We start from the raw sequence: 17,019 nt of genomic DNA on the forward strand, positions 1-17,019 counted from the left end.
ATTCATGGTCGATTCTCCTCTCTGTTTCCCGGCCTGATGTCCCCGACCGAGTCCCTTCTCTTGTGTGGTCCCCGACCCACAGGGTGCAGGGATTACATGGGGCTCGTCCCAGAGGCAGACCAAAGCCGGGCGCTTTTCAATACGATTTGTAATTTTTTTCGAATAATATCCTATTTGAGTTCATTTTCAACCCCTGCCCTGGCTGCGGCGCAGGTTGGTCAGGAAGTTGTCCATCCGGGTGATGGCCTCGGAGATATCCTTCATCGAGGCGGCATAGCAGGCCCGGACGAAGCCCTCGCCCCCGGGGCCGAAGGCGGAACCGGGGATCACCGCTACCCGCTCCTCCCGCAGGAAGCGCTCACAGAACTCGTTGGAGGTCAGGCCGGTGGAACGGATATCCGGGAAGACGTAGAAAGCGCCCTTGGGCTCAAAGCAGCTCAGACCGATGCGGCGCAGATTCTCCACCAAATAGCGGCGGCGGCTGTCGTACTCCTCCCGCATGTGCTCGATGTCCCGGTCCCCGTTGCGCATGGCCTCGATGGCGGCATACTGGCTGACGGTGGGGGCGGACATGATACCGAACTGGTGCAGCTTGGTCAGGCACTGGATGATAGGCTTGGGGGCGCAGACATAGCCCATCCGCCAGCCAGTCATGGCGTGGCTCTTAGAGAAGCCGTTGACCACGATGGTGCGGTCATACATCTCCTCCAGATTGGCCATGGACACATGGCGCTGGCCGTAGGTCAGCTCGGCATAGATCTCATCGGAGACCACCATGATCTCCGTGTCCCGTAGCACCTGGGCCAGAGCCTCTAGGTCCTGCCGCTCCATAATGCCGCCGGTGGGGTTGGAGGGGAAGGGCAGCACCAGCGCCTTGGTCCTGGGGGTAATGGCGGCCTTCAGCTGCTCAGGCGTCAGGCGGAACTGGTTCTCTGCCTTCAGCTCCACATAGACCGGGACACCCCCCGCCATCTCGGTGAGCGGTCCGTAGCAGACAAAGGATGGGACGGGGATGATAACCTCGTCCCCCGGGTTCAGCAGCACCCGCAGGGAGAGATCCAGCGCCTCGCTGCCCCCTACTGTGACCAAGATTTGGCTGGCGTAGTCGTATTTCAGGCCGAACCGGCGGTCCAGATAGCTGGCGATCTCCCGCCGCAGCTCCGCCATGCCCGCGTTGGAGGTATATTTGGTGTACCCCCGCTCCAGGGAATAGATACCCGCATCCCGGATGTGCCAGGGTGTCACAAAGTCGGGTTCCCCGATGCCCAGGGAAATGGCGTCCTTCATCTCCTCCAGAATATCAAAAAACTTCCGAATGCCAGAGGGCTGGATGCCCTGGATCTTCTGATTCAAGATCGTCTCATAATTCATACAAAGATATACTCCCTTTCCTGGGGCTCCTGAGGCCGGAAAATCAGGTGCTTCTCCTTATATTTTTTCAAAATGAAATGGGTGGCCGTGCCGGTGACCCCCTCCAGTGGGGCCAGGCGCTCGCCCACAAACTGGGCTACCTCCCGCAGGCTGCGTCCAGAGATGATGACTGTCAGGTCGAAGGAGCCGCTCATCAGATACATGCTCTCCACCTCGTCATACTGATAGATGCGCTCGGCGATGCGGTCAAATCCGGCCAGGGACTGAGGCGTCACCTTCACCTCGATCAGGGCGGTGACATTCTCCCGCTTGACCCGGTCCCAGTCGATCACAGCCTGGTATCCCAGGATCACGCCCTCCTCTTCCAGCCGGCGCAGCTCATCCTTTGCCTCTGCCTCGGTCATGCCGGCCTGTGCTGCCAGCTGTGCGGGAGACTGTGTGCAGTCCTGTTCCAAAAGCTCTAAAAGTGTGTTCATGTCACGGGGACCTCCCTTTCCGAAATCTTTGACTGCGGAGTCCGGCGGCCGGTGCTCCCTGTCAGAAATGAATATCGTATTTATTATATCTCATTTACCGCCCAAGCGCAATGCTGCCTTTTAGATCCCCCCAAGATACACCAGGACCCCCTGCGGCCATAAGACGCAGGGGGTCCTGTGTTTGACTGGTAAAGATCCAGGCTCTGCTCTTTCTGCAGAATCAGGCCGCCTTGACAGCCTTACTGCCCTTTCCGGTAATGATCTGGAACACCAGCACCACGACCAGAACGCCGATACCGATGATGTCGGTCAGAGTGCCCGGATGGATCAGCATCAGACCGGCGGCGATACACACGATCCGCACGCCCCAGTTCAGATCCCGGAGCATGTAGCCGATCATGCCGGCGGCGATGAGGAACATACCCACCGAGGAGGTAAGGACCACCTGCACCACGTCCAGCGGGCTGAAATCGCCAATGAACAGCATCGTGTTATTGAAAGCAAAGATGTAGGGCACGATGAAGGCCGCGATGGCCAGACGGGTGGCGTTGAAGGCCGTCCTCATAGGCGGCGCTTTGGCGATGGCGGAGCCGGCATAGGCGGCCAGGGCCACGGGCGGGGTGATGTCGGCCACAATGCCGAAGTAGAACACGAAGAAGTTGGCAGCCATCAGATCCATGCCCATGCCCTGCACCAGGATAGGGGCACAAGTGGTGGCCATAATGACGTAGTTGGCGGTGGTGGGGACGCCCATGCCCAGCACGATGCAGCACAGCATAGTGAGGAACAGGGCGATGATCAGCTGACCGTTGGCGACCTGTACGATGGCGGTGATGAGCACATTGGCCAGACCGGTCATCGTCACCACGCCGGCGATGATGCCCGCGATGCCGCAGGCTACGCCTACAGACAGGGTATTCCGGGTCCCGGCGGCCAAGGCGTCCACATAGGAGGGGGCCGCCTCACGGTTGGGCTTGCTCATTACCGTGAAGAGAACGAACAGCACCACCCAAAGGCCCATACAGATGTTATCCAGGTTCTCCGGGATCCATTCGTAGGACTTGTTGCCCAGGATCACGATGACAGCCAGGGGGATGAGGGGCAGGGCCATGAGCAGCTTTTTGCCGCCCTTCTCCCGGTCCACCATACCCATGGTGATAGCGGCGAAGGTGGCATACACAGCGCTGCGGGACATGGTGAAGCCCACGATGATCATGTACACCAGCACGATCAGCGGCACCAGCAGGTAGATCTTGGGAAGGATATCCTTGGCCTTGGGCAGGGAGTCCTTGGGCAGACCGTGCAGCCCCATCTTCTTGGCCTTGAAGTGGACCATAAGGAAGATGCCCGCGAAGTACAGGAAAGCGGGCAGGATGGCCCGGATCACGATCTCAGAGTAGGGGACGCCGACCATCTCGGCCATGAGGAAAGCGGCGGCGCCCATGATGGGGGGCATGATCTGTCCGCCAGTGGAGGCGGCGGCCTCAACGGCACCCGCGAACTCCGGGGGATAGCCAGTCTTCTTCATCAGGGGGATGGTAACGGCGCCGGTGGTCACGGTGTTGCCCACAGAGGAACCGGACACCATGCCGCACAGAGCGGAAGAGATGACGGCTACCTTGGCGGGACCGCCGGAGGCGGAGCCTGCGATGGCGTTTGCCCCTTCAATGAAGAAGTTGGCGATGCCGGTGGCCTCCAGGAAAGCGCCGAAGATGATGAACAGCACGATGTAGGTGCAGCACACGCTGATGGGGGTGCCAATGACGCCGTTGGTGGTGTAGAACAGGTTGTACACAATGCTCTGCACCGTCTTTCCGGCAAACATGGGCAGATAAGCATAAAGAACGAAGGCCGTGGCCACGCATAGGATGGGGATGCCCACCACCCGGCGGCAGCACTCCGCCAGGATCAGGATGCCGATGATACCCAGCACCACCTCAGTGGTGCCGATCCGGGTCATCATGGCCACGATGCTCTTCAGGTTGATGACATAGTTAAAGTAGCAGGCCGCGCCCACCACTGCCAATACGATGTCATACCAGGGGATGTGATTCACCTTCTGTGTTCCCTTTTTCGCAGGGTACAGAATGAATACAAACAAAATGATAAAGCCCAAAAACAGGCAGTGCCGGACGCGGTTGTCAAAGCTGGCAAACAGGTTCATCCATACCATGAACAGGGAAAAGAGAGCCAGCATGATCCGAATGACCAGCTCCGGGACCCCGGTCCAGATCCGGGTGTTGGATTCGCGGTCGTACTTCTTCATGACCGCTTCCACGTCCTCCGCCGTTCCCACGTCTACGCTGGGATCACCGGCAGGAGCCGTGTTGACGCTGCGATCTTCCAAATCGCCCATTATTCTCCTCCTTAGTCGCATCGTTCTGACGCCGCCCCTAGCGGACAAGGCGGTCAGAACAGCCGATACTCGTACCCGATGGAGACCACCGAGCTTCTTCCAAACAGTGCGCTCAAACTGATGACTCGAATCCCGCTCTCCAAAGTCACCTCCTCCATCCCATCTTCCGGGAACACCCCGACCAGATCACGGACCTGGTCATAGTCCTCCCGGATGTCGCCCAGGATCAGCGTGTGATCTGATCGGGAGCCTACGATATATTGCAGGGGGATCGTCTCAAAATCCTTGTGGATATTGCTCACTACAATGGAGCCGTCCTCGCCCAATGTCATGGACTCCCCTTCGTTCAGCTGGCTCTGTACCCCGGCGCCGAAGCTGTAATAGTAGGTCTGCTCCACATAGATCTTGTGCTCCTGGATCTGATAGCAGTCGATCAGCGGATTTTTATGGACCGAGTGGATAAAGCCCACGCAGAACCAGTCTCCCTCGTCCAGGCGGTAGCGGACGCAGGTCTCACCGTTTTCCCCGCCGCGCAGGGTGAGATACCAGCCCGCCCGCACGCTGACTGTTGCTAGAAGAGCCGCCGCAATAATGATGATTATCGCGGCGGCTCCCATTACCCTTTTTTTCATCAGATCCCGGTGTCACTCGTCACCGGAACTTGACCGGCGGGCCGTGCGGCGAGGTCGGTCCTCCCTCACAGGACACCCTTCTCGGTATAGAACTTCTCAGCGCCGGGATGCATAGGCACATCACCCACACCGGCCACCGCGTTCTCCAGGGTCAGGAACTGGAACTTGGCCTGAGTAGCGGCCATGCTCTCCTGATTCTCGAACATCTGGGTCAGCAGTTCATAGACGAAGTCCTCGGACAGGTCCTCAGAGGCCACCAGAACTGCCTTCACGGCCACGCAGGTCACATCATAGTCGATGTTGTTGGGGTAGGTGCCGGCGGGCAGGTCCTCCTGGACCAGGAAGGGGTAGTTGGTGGTCAGATACTCCACGGCCTCGGGAGTCAGGCTGATCATATCGAATTCAGCGGTGGCATCCAGCTCAGTGATCGAGGTGGTGGGGGCGCCGGCCACGGTGAAAGCGGCGTCGATCTTGCCGTCCTTCAGGTCGTTGGCGGCGTCGCCGAAGGAACCGTTGGTGGCGGTGATGTCGGCGGTGGTCATGCCGTAGGCCTCCAGGACCTGGCGGGCGTTGACCTCAGTGCCGGAGCCCACGTCGCCCACGCAGACGGTCTTGCCCTTCAGCTCGGATACGTCCTTGATGCCGGGGGCGGAAATGATCTGCACGGTCTCGTTGTACAGGCCGGCCACCCACTGGCTGCTGGTCTCAGCCTCGGTGAACAGGTCGGTGCCGCTGTGGGCATAGGAGAGCACGTCGGACTGCAGGATGGACATCTGGGCATTGCCGTCAGCCACCTCCAGGATGTTGGCGGAAGAGGCACCGGTGGAAGTCACATTCAGCTGGCCGGTGGTCAGCAGGGGGTTGAGGGTGGTCTGCATCACGCCGCCGTAGGCGTAATAGGTGCCGGAGGTGCCGCCGGTCGCCAGGGTGACGGTCTCGCCGGAGCCGCCGGCCGGAGGTGTGGTGGTGGAAGTAGTGCCGGTAGAAGCGGCAGGAGTAGAAGTGGTACCGGAATTGCTGGGCTGATTGGGATTGCCGCAGCTGGCCAGCGCCAGGGACAGAGACAGCGCCAGGATGAGAGCAAGTGTTTTCTTCATATTCTCTTTCCTCCATTTCAAGCTTTACTCGGCCTTCCGCCCGAGGGATGCGGCCGACCTATTTGCAGAGTTATTATATTACATTTTGCCTATAATTGCAAGTCGCTTTTTTAATTTTCGGTCATTTTGCATAATTTCCTTCATTTTTGCAGTTTTTTTCTCTGTTTTTCTCTTTTTTCTTTTGGATTTCCTCATTTTTCCTTCTTTTCAATATAATGATGCAGTATTTGCATCATTCCATTTTTAACATTTTCCCCCTGCACTCCGACGCCCTTACTCCCGCATAGCCTGTTCCAGCTTCTCCAGCGCCCGCTTCTCAATGCGCGATACATAGGACCGGCTGATGCCGCAGCGGGAGGCGATCTCCCGCTGTGTTCTGGGAGGGCGGTCATCCAGGCCGTAGCGCAGGGTGATGATGGACCGCTCCCGATCGGTCAGGCAGGTGTCCACGCAGTGCCGTACCTTGCGGCAGGCGTCCCGGGTGTCCAGTTCCTCCAGCATGTTGTCGTCCACGGCGATCACATCCATCAGCGACAGGGAGCTGCCGTCGTCATCGCCATCCAGGCTGTCCGCCAGTGACACCTCCCCTGCCAGCTTTTTCTGCGCCCGGAAGTGCATCAGGATCTCGTTTTCGATGCAGCGGCTGGCGTAGGTAGCCAGACGGACGTTTTTATCACTTTTGAAGGTAGAAATCCCCTTGATCAGCCCGATAGTCCCGATGGAGATCAGATCGTCCTGGTCTCCAGTCTGGGCATAGTACTTTTTCACGATATGGGCCACCAGCCGCAGGTTATGCTCCACCAGCAGGTTGCGGGCCTCCAGGTCCCCCTGGGCGGCCCGCTCCAGGTATTCCCGCTCCTCCGCGGCCTTCAGCGGCCGTGGGAAGGACCCGCTCCCACCCGAGAGCCGCAGAGTAAAAAACAGACCGTTCATCATTAGATAGATCCATGGCGACAACATATGCCAACACCTCCGCCCTACTCTATTCCCCCCACGCAAGTCCCTATTCTCCCGGTCCTTCCCCTCTGTCGAAAGTTCCGGCCCACCTGCCCGTGCAAAGAGCTCCCCCGGACACGCCCTAAGGCGCGTCCGGGGGAGCTCTCTTTCCGTTCCCGGTGTTACTGCTTCTCCTGGAGGGACAGGCTGGCGATGAACTGCTGGGCGGTGCGCGGGGTGCGCCCCGCGTGGCGGATCTCCCAGGTCATGGCCTGGGCGTGGAGCAGCTCAGCGGACATGGCCACCCCGGCCCGGGCGGCCAGATGGTCCACTAGGGCCAGATAATCCGCCTTGCTCATGGTGAGGTAGGGGATACGCAGTCCAAACCGCTCCGCCAGGGCAGTCTTCTCCGAGATGGTCTCAAAGGCGTCCACCTCATCCCCCGCCCGGTCGCTGAAAGACTGACGGACCAGGTGGCGGCGGTTAGAGGTGGCGTAGATGGCCACATTGGCCGGGCGGCGCTCCAGCCCGCCCTCCAGGATAGTCTTCATGATGGAATAGGTATTGTCGTCCTGGTCGAAAGCCAGGTCGTCGATGAAGAGGATGAACTTCTGCCGCCGTCCCGCCAGGGAGCGGATCAGCCGGGGCATCTGGGCCAGCCCCTCCTTCTGCACCTCAATCAGCCGCAGATCCCCGAAGCCGGGGCGGAACAGCATAGACTTTACAGTGGCTGACTTGCCAGTGCCGCCGTCGCCAAAGAGGAGCACGTTGTTCACCAGGTGCCCCTCCAGCATGGCCTGGGTGTTGGCCACCACCTGTCCCCGCTGCAGCTCGTAGCCCATCAGCTCCTCCGGCCGGGGGCAGTCCGGGTCGGCCACCGGGATCAGCTCCCCGCTGTCCCAGACAAAGGCCCGGTAGCGGGCGAACAGGCCGCAGCCATTCTCCTGGTAAAACGCCGTAAGGCCGTCAAAGTCAAAAGGGGCAGACGCCCGCCACCGGGGCAGCCCAGCCAGCACCGGAGCGTACACCGGGGGCAGCAGATTGGACAGCTCCCCCACATACCGGTCGCAGTCCATCCGGGCCAGAAGGAGGAAGGTCTCCACCTCCCGCCGGGCTGCGTTCTCCAGGGCGGGGTCGCTGTCCCCTCGCTCCGCCAGCGTTCCATAGGGGCTCTCCACATAGCGCAGGCCGTCCCAGAGCCAGTCACCCAGTCCCTGGTATCCCTCCCGCCGCAGCAGGTGGAAGAGCTGCGTATAGGCCTCCAGGGCCTCCGTTCCACGCCCCTGGGCCAGACTGCCCACCAGGGCCCGGCTCTGCTCCATCACCGGCGTCTTCAGCAGCTCCGCATAGGCAGATACGCCATGGAGGGCCGCCCAAAGTACATCAAATTCCATCTTATTTCTCCCAGTTCCCCCTGCTTCCGCAGGTGATCTTTTTTCATTGTAAAGCGGACAGGGCGGCCTTGTCAACCGGGTGGGGGTATGATACAATAAATAAATCTGACTCAGGAAAGGAAGACAGAGGACGCGGCGCGTGAAACGGCGGCCTGCTCGGGCCCCGCCCCGCTGTCCTTGCCCATATGCTGTCCATTGGAGGCATCCCCATCGAAGCGCCTCTGGCCCTGGGCCCTATGGCCGGGGTCACTGATATGGCCTTCCGCACCATCTGCCGGGAGCAGGGCGCCGCCCTGACCTGTACAGAGATGGTCAGCGCCAAGGCCTTGTGTTATCAGGATAAGAAGTCCATCCCCCTGCTCCAGCTGGGGGATGGCGAGCATCCCGCCGCCGCCCAGATCTTCGGCAGCGACCCGGTCTGCATGGAGGAGGCGGCCGCCATCGCCCGCCAGGTCTCCGGCGCCGACTTCATCGACATCAACATGGGCTGCCCGGTGCCCAAGGTGGCCAACAGCGGGGACGGCTCCGGCCTGATGCGTACCCCGGACAAGGCGGTTCGGGTGGCTGAGGCGGTCATCCGGGGGGCCGGCTGTCCGGTGACGGTGAAGTTCCGGCTGGGTTGGGACAAGGGTTCCATCAACTGTGTGGAGTTTGCCCGGGCCATGGAGGAGGCCGGCGTGGCCGCCGTGGCCGTCCACGGGCGGACCCGGGCCCAGATGTACGCCGGCCGGGCGGACTGGGACCACATCCGCGCCGTGAAGGAGGCGGTGAAGATCCCTGTGATCGCCAACGGCGACGTGTTCAAGCCGGAGGACGCCCCCCGTATCCTGGCCTACACTGGGGCGGACATGGCCATGATCGGCCGGGGGGTATTCGGCAACCCCTGGCTGTTCGCCCAGTGCCGGGCAGCTCTGGAGGGCCGCGAGATCCCTCCCATGCCGCCGCTGGCGGAGCGTTGCGACACGGCGGTGCGCCAGTTCCAGCTCTCCGCCGCCAACAAGGGGGAGAAGATCGCCTGTCTGGAGGCCCGGCGCCACTACGCATGGTATCTGAAGGGGGTCCCCCACGCGGGATATTATAAGGAGCAGATCGTGAAGATCACTACCCTGGAGGACGTGTACCGGGTGACAAAGGGAATCAAGCGGGACCTGTGCTGACCCCGGCCGCGGGGCCGGAGGGTTTGGATTTGGAAGGGGTGAAGGTATGACTGACCAGGAGCTGGCGGCCCGCGCCCGGGACGGGGACCAGGACGCCTTCGAACAGCTGGTCCGGGACAACGAAAAACGGATCTATACCCTTGCGCTGCGAATGACGGGCAGCCGTGAGGATGCTCTGGATCTGACCCAGGATGCCTTTTTCCAGGCGTGGAAAGCCCTCCCCACCTTTCAGGGGGAGAGCAGCTTTGCCACCTGGCTCTACCGCCTGGCCACCAACCTGTGCCTGGACCATCTGCGGGCTCAGAAGAGGCGGACCCAGTCCATGGGGCCCGCCCTCTCCCTGGACGACGAGGAAAACGGGCCCGTCCAGGTGGCGGATCAGCAGCTCCAGCCCCAGGAGGCGGTGGAGCGCTCAGAGCGCCGCCGGGCCCTAGAGCGGGGGCTGGCCTCCCTCCCGGATCACCACCGCCAGGTGCTGATCATGCGGGAGTTGTCCGGACTCTCCTACCAGGAGATCGCCCAGGTCCTGGACCTGGATCTGGGGACTGTGAAATCCCGTATCGCCCGGGCTCGTCTCTCCCTGCGAAAAATTTTGCTGGAGGATGGGAACTTTTTTGACTCTCCGGCGTCTATGGAGATAGAACGACACAGAAAGGAGTGACCCGGCATGTCAGGCTGTGAACGTGCGCTGGACCTGATCGGCCTGCGTCTTGACGGCCCCCTGTCCCCGGAAGAGCAGCGGGAGCTGGACGCCCACCTGGAACAATGCCCTGCCTGCCGGGCCGCCGCCCGGGAGCTGGAGGAGCTGGAGGGGGCCCTCGTCCAGCTGGGTGAGTGCGATCCCCCGCCCCAGCTCGTCTCCGGCGTGATGGAGCGGGTACGCGCCGACAGCGCCCCTGCCAAGGTCGTCCCGCTCTGGAAACGCCCTGCCTTCCGGGGAGCACTGGGCATGGCGGCCTGCGCCGCCCTGTGCATCGGCCTGCTTCCCCAAATGGCGGGTCTCTCCTCCGGCGGCGGGAACAGCACCGGCGCCGCCCCTGCCAGCGCCTCGGAGTCCCAGGCCGCTTCCTCCACTCCCGCTGCCGGTGCCTATGCTGCCGGCGGGGAGTCCTCCCCCTCTGCCGAGGTCCGCTCCAGCAATGCGGGCCGTCCGGAAGCCGAGGACACCGCCCCGATGGAGGCGGAGTCCCCCGCCTCCATCGCTCCCTTCTCCCTGCAGGAACAGGGAGCGGGCGCCCCGGGGGACTTCTCCGCCCTTGCCCCCGCCCTGTCCGAAGACCTGGCCGGACAGCTGGGCCAGAGTCCCGGCCGGCTGCTCCTGTTCTCCACCATTCCAGAGGAACTGGAGGACCGGGACTGGCAGGAGACGGACGGCTTTCGCTGGACCGCCCTGGAAGCGGAGGGGGACCACTCCCTGCTGGACGCCCTGACCGCCCAGGCCGCCGCCCTGTGGGAGAGCGGGGTGGAGGGCCCCGCAGTGGCTCTGGTGTATCCCTGAATCTTACTTCAGCCCTGGACCGGGCGCGATTTGCGCCCGGTCCAGGGCTCTTTTCTGCTTTTTTTCGTGGGAGAGCCGCTTTTTCTTCATTTTTGTTTCATTTTACGTCTGCGACAAAAAAGAGGTTGTCAGATGTGCATTTTTACGATATAATAGCCAATAGCAGATCACCTCGCCACGGCGGCTTCCGCCTGGGGAGTCTGTATGAGTCAGTCCAAACATAAGGAGTGGTAACAATGAGCTATTCTGTACAAAACATCCGCAATGTCTGTCTGCTGGGACACGGTGGGAGCGGAAAGACCTCCCTGGCGGAGAGCCTGCTTTACATGACCGGCGCTATCGACCGCATGGGCAAGCCCGCCGACGGCAACACCGTCTGCGACTATGATGCGGAGGAGACCCGCCGCCAGATCTCCATCTCCACTTCCGTGGCTCCCCTGGAATATAAGGGCTGCAAGATCAACATTCTGGACACCCCGGGCAGCTTCGACTTCTCAGGTGAGGTGCTGGAGGCCCTCCAGGTCTCTGACGCCGCCATCATCGTCTGCTCCGCCAAAGACGGCATCTCTGTGGGGCTGGAAAAAGCCTGGCGCTACTGCGAGGAGCGCGACATGCCCCGCTTTATCTATATTTCCAAGACAGATGAGGAAAACTCCGACTATAACGCCACCTTCGACGCCCTGCGTGAGCGCTTCGGCAACAAGATCGCCCCCATCGTGGTCCCCATCTGGGACGACAACAAGAAGGTCACCGGCATCATCGACGTGCTCAACAAGCGCGCCTACGAGATGCAGAACGGCAAACGGGTGGAGATCGAGCTGCCCGAGGGCAAAGAGGACGTGGTCACCCAGTTCAACGACGCTCTGAAGGAATCCGTGGCCGAGACCAGCGAGGAGTTTATGGACAAATTCTTCTCCGGCGAGGACTTCACCTATGTGGAGATGATCCAGGGCCTGCGCCAGGGCGTGCGGGAGCTGTCCCTCTTCCCCGTGCTGTGCGGCTCCGCCGTGTCCACCATGGGCTCCCTGATGCTGATGGACAATATCGTGGAGCTTCTGCCCAACCCGGTGGAGGGCAACATGCGCAAGGGCATGCTCCCCAGCGGCGACAAGGAGGAATACGCAGTCTCCCCCGGCGGCGTACCCAGCGCCTTCGTGTTCAAGACGGTCTCCGACCAGTACGGCAAGTATTCCTTCATCAAGGTCATCTCCGGCACCATCACCTCCGACCTGGCCCTGGTCAACGCCCGCACCGGCTCCCCCGAGAAGCTGGGCCGGCTGTACACCATGCGGGGCAAGAAGGCCGTGGAGGTCAAGGAGCTCTCCTGCGGCGATATCGGCGCCATCGGCAAGCTGGAGAAGGTCAAGACCGGCGATACCCTGTGTGACGCCCGCAAGGTCTTCTTCATGCCCCCCATCCCCTTCCCCGAGCCCTGCTACTCCGTGGCCATCGTGCCCAAGACCCGGGGGCAGGAGGACAAGATCGCCCAGGGCTTGGCCCGCCTGAACGAGGAGGACCCGACCTTCACCTTGGTGAACAACGGCGAGACCCACCAGATGGTCCTCAGCGGCACCGGCGACATGCAGATGGATGTGCTGGTGTCCAAGCTGAAGAGCCGCTTCAATGTGGAGGCGGAGCTGAAGGCTCCCCGGGTGGCCTATCGTGAGAAGATCCGCAAGACAGTCTCCAAACAGGGCCGCCACAAAAAGCAGACCGGCGGTGCCGGCCAGTTCGGCGATGTCTGGGTCCGCTTTGAGCCCAATCCGGAGAGCGACCAGATGGTCTTTGCCGAGGAGGTTTTCGGGGGCTCCGTGCNAGCCCAATCCGGAGAGCGACCAGATGGTCTTTGCCGAGGAGGTTTTCGGCGGCTCCGTGCCCAAGAACTATTTCCCCGCTGTGGAGAAGGGCCTGCGTGAAGCCTGCGTTCACGGACCTCTGGCGGGCTACCCCGTGGTCAACCTGAAGGCTGTCCTCTATGATGGAAGCTACCACCCCGTGGACTCCTCCGAGATTGCTTTCAAGACCGCGGCCCAGCTGGCCTACAAGGCCGCCATGCCTGAGGCCAACCCCGTGCTCATGGAGCCCATCGGCGAGCTGAAGGTCACCATTCCAGACAGCTACATGGGCGACGTCATCGGTGACCTGAACAAGCGCCGCGGCCGCATCATGGGCATGAATCCCACTAAGGACGGCGAGCAGGTGGTGGAGGCCGAGGTCCCCATGGCCGAGATGTCTACCTACGCCATCGACCTGCGGGCCATGACCCAGTCCCGCGGCTCCTTCACCTTCCACTTTGTCCGCTATGAGGACTGCCCTCCCGCGGCCCAGCAGAAGGCCATTGAGGAAGCCAAGGCCCTGGCGGAAGAATAAATCATCCCAGGCACCCGTTTCCCCACAGGGAGCGGGTGCCTTTTGCGGGCAGTTCCCCGGTCCGGCCCCATACAGCGCGCCAGCCCGGTGGTCCCTGGACCACCGGGCTGGCTCTGTGCTCTGTTCTGTCGCAGACGGACACGGCTCCACCACGCTTCGGCCGCCCCGGGGGAAGCAGGGGGAGGTATCCCTGTCCCGCCCGGCGCGCTGCCGTGAACCTGTCTCATCTTGTCCCCATCATACTCCTCCCCAATCCATTTTTCAAATCGATCTTTCTTATAAAATAATTGATTTTATCTATATTTCTGCCCGGTGGACCCGCTCCAGCATCTCCTGGTATCCGGGGGTCTCCCGGAGGAAAGCGGATTCCGGGTCCCGCTCCAGTTCCTCCAGCAGATATTGGAGCATGATCTGCTGGACTTCCCTCGCAGCCTCCTTTGTGGGCAAGTGGCGGTAGAGAGGGGACGCACTCAGGTCCCAGGGCTCCTCCAGGCTGCGCAGGAGCCGTTCCAGCACCGCCAGCGCCTCGGGGCCGTCCTGCTCCGCCAGCGCCAGCTGGAGCGGGGCAGACGCCACTGCGTAGGCGGTGAGCTGGAACACCCGTCCCGCCTGCTCCGCCGTCTCACTGTATTGCCGCGCGCACGCCTTGTCCCCTGCCTCCAGCGCCAGGTCCATCAAAGCCATGAGGGTAGACTGGAGATCTGATGCCTGCCGGAACAGCTCCCGCTCCAGAATGGGCCACGCCTCTTCCGACCGCTTCTGTTTCCTGCGGAGCATGGCCTCCAGCATGGGCCGTTCCCGGTCCTCCTGGGGCAGGCGGGCCAGCTGTTCCTCTGCCTGCTCCAGCTCTCCCTGGGCCATGTACTGGGAGATGAGCATCCGCTCCGCCCGCTCCCGCACCCGCCTGTCTCCACTGTCCGCGCACCGGCGGTAGAGGGCCAGGATCTCCCCCTTCCACGCCTGCTCCCGTTCCGGGTCGTTCTCCCCCCTCTTCCAGAGCACCAGTGCCCCGTCCAGTATCTGGGCCGCCGTATAGGCCAGCAGGTCGCTGTTTGGGTACTCCCGCAGCTTGTCCCGGGCCAGACGGAAGGCGGCCTCACAGCCCTCCTGCTGGGCTCTCTCCCCCAGCACATTGGCAAATGCTCCGATCTCCTCCTCTGTCAGTTCCTCCTGAAAGGAGAGCAGGGTGTTCAGGTCCACCTCAAGCAGACGGGCCAGCGGGGGCAGCAGGGTGATATCCGGATAGGAGTTGTTCCGCTCCCACTTGTTGACAGCTGGCGCTGACACCCCCAGCCGCTGGGCCAGCTGTTCCTGGGTCAGCCCCAGTGCCAGGCGCCGCTGCCGCAGGATCTCGTGAAATTTCATGTTCCGTCCCCCTTTTCCTTGGTGTGCCCATTGTATCAGAGGAGACCTTTTCTCCGCAACCGAAGGGTATTCACCTTTCCTTCAAAAAAATTAACCGCTGTTCATATTTTTTCTGTTTTCAAAAAAATTGTCCTCTGACTGTGGTCAGAGGACAAAATTGTGCTGAAATATGCACAATTTTCCGCTTTCCATTCCCTTGACAGGGCCCTTGCTTCCGCTATAATGAAACCAACCTCCATATCAGAAAGGAAGATCCTATGACACACCTTCGCAGCAGATGGACCGCCCTGTTCCTGGCGCTGGTCCTTTCCCTCTCTCTGGCCCTGCCCGCCTCCGCCGCACAGGAGGACCGGGCCCAGGCCGCCCATGAGGCCGCCCAGTACGCCATGCAGTATGGCGGCGCCGTCAGTGTCCAGTACGCCCTTTGGGAGAACGGAGAGGTCACCCTCCAGGGGCACGACGGCGTCTACTCCAAGACGGAGAACCGCGCGCTCACCGATGATGACCTGTACGGCATCGGCTCCATCAGCAAGACCTATACCGCCGCCGCCATGATGAAGCTGGTGGAGCAGGGGAAAGTAGACCTGGATGAGCCGGTCACCGCCTATCTCCCTGATTTCACCATGGCAGACCCCCGCTACACCCAGATCACGGTGCGCATGCTCCTCAACCACTCCTCCGGCCTGATGGGCGGCACCACCAATGACGCCTTCCTGTTCGGGGACCAGGGGAACGATGACGCTCCCTCCCGCCTGCTGGAGCGGCTGGCCGGGCAGACCCTTCAGGCCGAGCCCGGCGCTTACAGCGTCTACTCCAACGACAGCTTCACCTTGGCCCAGCTGGTCATCGAGCGGGTCAGCGGCATGGAGTACACCGCCTTTCTAAACCAGTACCTGCTGGAGCCTCTGGGACTGGAGAACACCCTGACCCCTATGGAGGAGTTCGATACCAGCCGGCTGGTCAAGACCTATCTGGGGACTGACACCCGGGCCCTGCCCGCCGAGAACCTGACCATCGTGGGCACAGGAGGCATCTACTCCACCGCCAGCGATCTGGCCGCCTTCGGCGGCGCCCTGTGCGGGGAAGGTCTGCTGAGCCAGGCGTCTTTGGATGAGATGGCCAGCGACCAGTATCTGCTGGGCATGTGGCCCGAGGACAGTGACGGCGACGCCGTCGCCTATGGCCTGGGCTGGGACAGCGTCCATATGTTCCCCTTCAGTCAGAACGGCATCCAGGCCCTGGTCAAGGGGGGCGACACCATCGTCTATCATGCCGGACTGGTCATCCTGCCCGAGTATGACATGGCCGCCGCGGTGCTCACTTCCGGCGGAATCAGCACCTACAATCAGCTGGCCGCCGCCCGTATCCTTCTGGATGCCCTGGCTGAGCAGGGCGTCGAGGTGGAGGAGGAGGCCGCCCTCACCCCCGCCCAGCCCGCCCAGATGCCCGCCGAGCTGACCCAGCTCAGCGGCTGGTACGGCACCTCCACCGCCGCCGCCCAGCTCCAGATCACCGACGAGGGCGTGCTCACCCTTACCGGGATGGAGGGGACCTTCACCTACCGGGAGGACGGCAGTTTCCGGGACGAGAGCGATTCCGTCCTGCTCAAGCTAGTCCAGGAGGACAACGGGGAGACCTACCTCTATCAGAAGAGCTACGCCTCCATTCCCGGCCTGACCACCCTCTGTGTGGCCTCCTACGCCATGGAGCGCCTGCCCAGCTACCAGCCGGACGAGGCCACTCAGGCCGCCTGGGAGGCTAGAGAGGGTAAGATGTACGTTCAAACCAACGAGCGCTGGTCCTCCGCCTACTACGCCTTAAGCGGCGTCTTTGCCGCCGTCACCCTTCAGGGCAGCCCGGAGGGCTATCTGCTCACCAATCAGCTCACCGCCCCTGACACCGCCGCCCCAGTCCTTCAGATCCCCGGCACCGGAAGCCGGGACAGTGCCGTGATCCGTGTGCTGGATGTAGACGGCTGCGAGACCCTGGAGCTCAACGGCTCCCTCTATCAGGACGCAAGCTCCGTCTCCCCCATCTTCTCCGGGCCGGAGTCCTGGTGCATCATCCGCCCGGGGCAGACAGCCCGCTGGTACCGGACAGGCGAGGCCGCCGGCAGTCAGATGACGGTGGAGGTCCCGGAAAACGGCGGTTTCTATGTGTATGACGCCGCTCTGGGTCTCCAGGCCAGCTCCTGGCTCTATGGAGACACCACCGTTGTTCTTCCGGAAAACGGCTGGATCGTCTTCTCCGGCGAGGAGGGGGCCCAGTTCCACATCTATCTCTCACAACCCTGAGCAAACGCTCCGGCCGCCCTTCCGGCGTCCGGAGCGTTCCTTTTTTCTGTCAGCCGGACCGCACCGCCGGCCA

The 17,019-nt window shown here is 62.0% G+C and carries 12 protein-coding genes and 1 pseudogene; 5 read left to right on the forward strand and 8 right to left on the reverse strand.

Annotation, left to right across the window (positions count from 1 at the left end; genetic code table 11):
- Positions 1-186 precede the first annotated feature (186 nt).
- The 7 genes from BN1969_RS00960 to BN1969_RS00990 form a co-directional block, all read right to left on the reverse strand.
- Positions 187-1,371, reverse strand: a complete 1,185-nt coding sequence (locus tag BN1969_RS00960; RefSeq protein ID WP_050622585.1) for a pyridoxal phosphate-dependent aminotransferase — start codon at positions 1,369-1,371, stop codon at positions 187-189.
- Complete coding sequence (locus BN1969_RS00965) at positions 1,368-1,847, reverse strand: Lrp/AsnC family transcriptional regulator (protein ID WP_050622586.1); 480 nt, start codon at positions 1,845-1,847, stop codon at positions 1,368-1,370. The genes BN1969_RS00960 and BN1969_RS00965 overlap by 4 nt, the downstream gene beginning before the upstream one ends.
- 220 nt (positions 1,848-2,067) lie before the next feature.
- On the reverse strand, positions 2,068-4,203 hold the full coding sequence (locus tag BN1969_RS00970; RefSeq protein ID WP_050622587.1) for a TRAP transporter permease: 2,136 nt from the start codon (positions 4,201-4,203) through the stop codon (positions 2,068-2,070).
- A 53-nt stretch (positions 4,204-4,256) separates the two neighbouring features.
- The gene (locus tag BN1969_RS00975; protein WP_082203447.1) at positions 4,257-4,835 is read right to left on the reverse strand and encodes a DUF1850 domain-containing protein; all 579 of its coding nucleotides are present in this window, start codon (positions 4,833-4,835) and stop codon (positions 4,257-4,259) included.
- A gap of 65 nt (positions 4,836-4,900) precedes the next feature.
- Positions 4,901-5,932, reverse strand: coding sequence for a TAXI family TRAP transporter solute-binding subunit (locus BN1969_RS00980; protein WP_050622589.1), 1,032 nt, complete (start codon positions 5,930-5,932; stop codon positions 4,901-4,903).
- Between the two features lie 273 nt (positions 5,933-6,205).
- Complete coding sequence (gene sigK, locus BN1969_RS00985; RefSeq protein ID WP_050622590.1) at positions 6,206-6,892, reverse strand: RNA polymerase sporulation sigma factor SigK; 687 nt, start codon at positions 6,890-6,892, stop codon at positions 6,206-6,208.
- A gap of 158 nt (positions 6,893-7,050) precedes the next feature.
- Complete coding sequence (locus tag BN1969_RS00990) at positions 7,051-8,262, reverse strand: ATP-binding protein (RefSeq protein ID WP_050622591.1); 1,212 nt, start codon at positions 8,260-8,262, stop codon at positions 7,051-7,053.
- A 185-nt stretch (positions 8,263-8,447) separates the two neighbouring features.
- On the opposite strand from BN1969_RS00990, the gene dusB reads away from it, so the two are divergent.
- The 4 genes and pseudogenes from dusB (at position 8,448) to BN1969_RS01010 (ending at position 13,287) form a co-directional block, all read left to right on the forward strand.
- Complete coding sequence (dusB, locus tag BN1969_RS00995) at positions 8,448-9,419, forward strand: tRNA dihydrouridine synthase DusB (RefSeq protein ID WP_077138664.1); 972 nt, start codon at positions 8,448-8,450, stop codon at positions 9,417-9,419.
- Positions 9,420-9,465: 46 nt separating this feature from the next.
- Positions 9,466-10,080 carry an RNA polymerase sigma factor gene (locus tag BN1969_RS01000; RefSeq protein WP_050622592.1) on the forward strand — a complete coding sequence of 205 codons (615 nt, stop codon included), beginning with the start codon at positions 9,466-9,468 and terminating at the stop codon, positions 10,078-10,080.
- Positions 10,081-10,086: 6 nt separating this feature from the next.
- Positions 10,087-10,917 carry a zf-HC2 domain-containing protein gene (locus BN1969_RS18365; RefSeq protein ID WP_050622593.1) on the forward strand — a complete coding sequence of 277 codons (831 nt, stop codon included), beginning with the start codon at positions 10,087-10,089 and terminating at the stop codon, positions 10,915-10,917.
- A 236-nt stretch (positions 10,918-11,153) separates the two neighbouring features.
- Positions 11,154-13,287: pseudogene (locus BN1969_RS01010) on the forward strand (elongation factor G).
- A 297-nt stretch (positions 13,288-13,584) separates the two neighbouring features.
- Here the strand turns inward: BN1969_RS01010 and BN1969_RS01015 are convergent.
- Positions 13,585-14,652, reverse strand: a complete 1,068-nt coding sequence (locus BN1969_RS01015) for a type II toxin-antitoxin system RelB family anti-toxin (RefSeq protein WP_050622594.1) — start codon at positions 14,650-14,652, stop codon at positions 13,585-13,587.
- A 257-nt stretch (positions 14,653-14,909) separates the two neighbouring features.
- On the opposite strand from BN1969_RS01015, the gene BN1969_RS01020 reads away from it, so the two are divergent.
- On the forward strand, positions 14,910-16,946 hold the full coding sequence (locus tag BN1969_RS01020; RefSeq protein WP_050622595.1) for a serine hydrolase domain-containing protein: 2,037 nt from the start codon (positions 14,910-14,912) through the stop codon (positions 16,944-16,946).
- Positions 16,947-17,019 lie beyond the last annotated feature (73 nt).

This window comes from Clostridium phoceensis (assembly GCF_001244495.1).
Lineage (GTDB): Bacteria > Bacillota > Clostridia > Oscillospirales > Oscillospiraceae > Lawsonibacter > Lawsonibacter asaccharolyticus.

Excerpts from the sequence above, each read along its gene's own strand:
- BN1969_RS18365 (WP_050622593.1), top strand. The coding sequence starts at position 10,087 with ATGTCAGGCTGTGAACGTGCGCTGGACCTGATCGGCCTGCGTCTTGAC.
- BN1969_RS00990 (WP_050622591.1), bottom strand. The coding sequence starts at position 8,262 with ATGGAATTTGATGTACTTTGGGCGGCCCTCCATGGCGTATCTGCCTAT.
- BN1969_RS01020 (WP_050622595.1), top strand. The coding sequence starts at position 14,910 with ATGACACACCTTCGCAGCAGATGGACCGCCCTGTTCCTGGCGCTGGTC.
- BN1969_RS01015 (WP_050622594.1), bottom strand. The coding sequence starts at position 14,652 with ATGAAATTTCACGAGATCCTGCGGCAGCGGCGCCTGGCACTGGGGCTG.
- BN1969_RS00975 (WP_082203447.1), bottom strand. The coding sequence starts at position 4,835 with ATGAAAAAAAGGGTAATGGGAGCCGCCGCGATAATCATCATTATTGCG.
- dusB (WP_077138664.1), top strand. The coding sequence starts at position 8,448 with ATGCTGTCCATTGGAGGCATCCCCATCGAAGCGCCTCTGGCCCTGGGC.
- BN1969_RS00980 (WP_050622589.1), bottom strand. The coding sequence starts at position 5,932 with ATGAAGAAAACACTTGCTCTCATCCTGGCGCTGTCTCTGTCCCTGGCG.
- BN1969_RS00965 (WP_050622586.1), bottom strand. The coding sequence starts at position 1,847 with ATGAACACACTTTTAGAGCTTTTGGAACAGGACTGCACACAGTCTCCC.
- BN1969_RS00960 (WP_050622585.1), bottom strand. The coding sequence starts at position 1,371 with ATGAATTATGAGACGATCTTGAATCAGAAGATCCAGGGCATCCAGCCC.
- BN1969_RS00970 (WP_050622587.1), bottom strand. The coding sequence starts at position 4,203 with ATGGGCGATTTGGAAGATCGCAGCGTCAACACGGCTCCTGCCGGTGAT.
- BN1969_RS01000 (WP_050622592.1), top strand. The coding sequence starts at position 9,466 with ATGACTGACCAGGAGCTGGCGGCCCGCGCCCGGGACGGGGACCAGGAC.
- sigK (WP_050622590.1), bottom strand. The coding sequence starts at position 6,892 with ATGTTGTCGCCATGGATCTATCTAATGATGAACGGTCTGTTTTTTACT.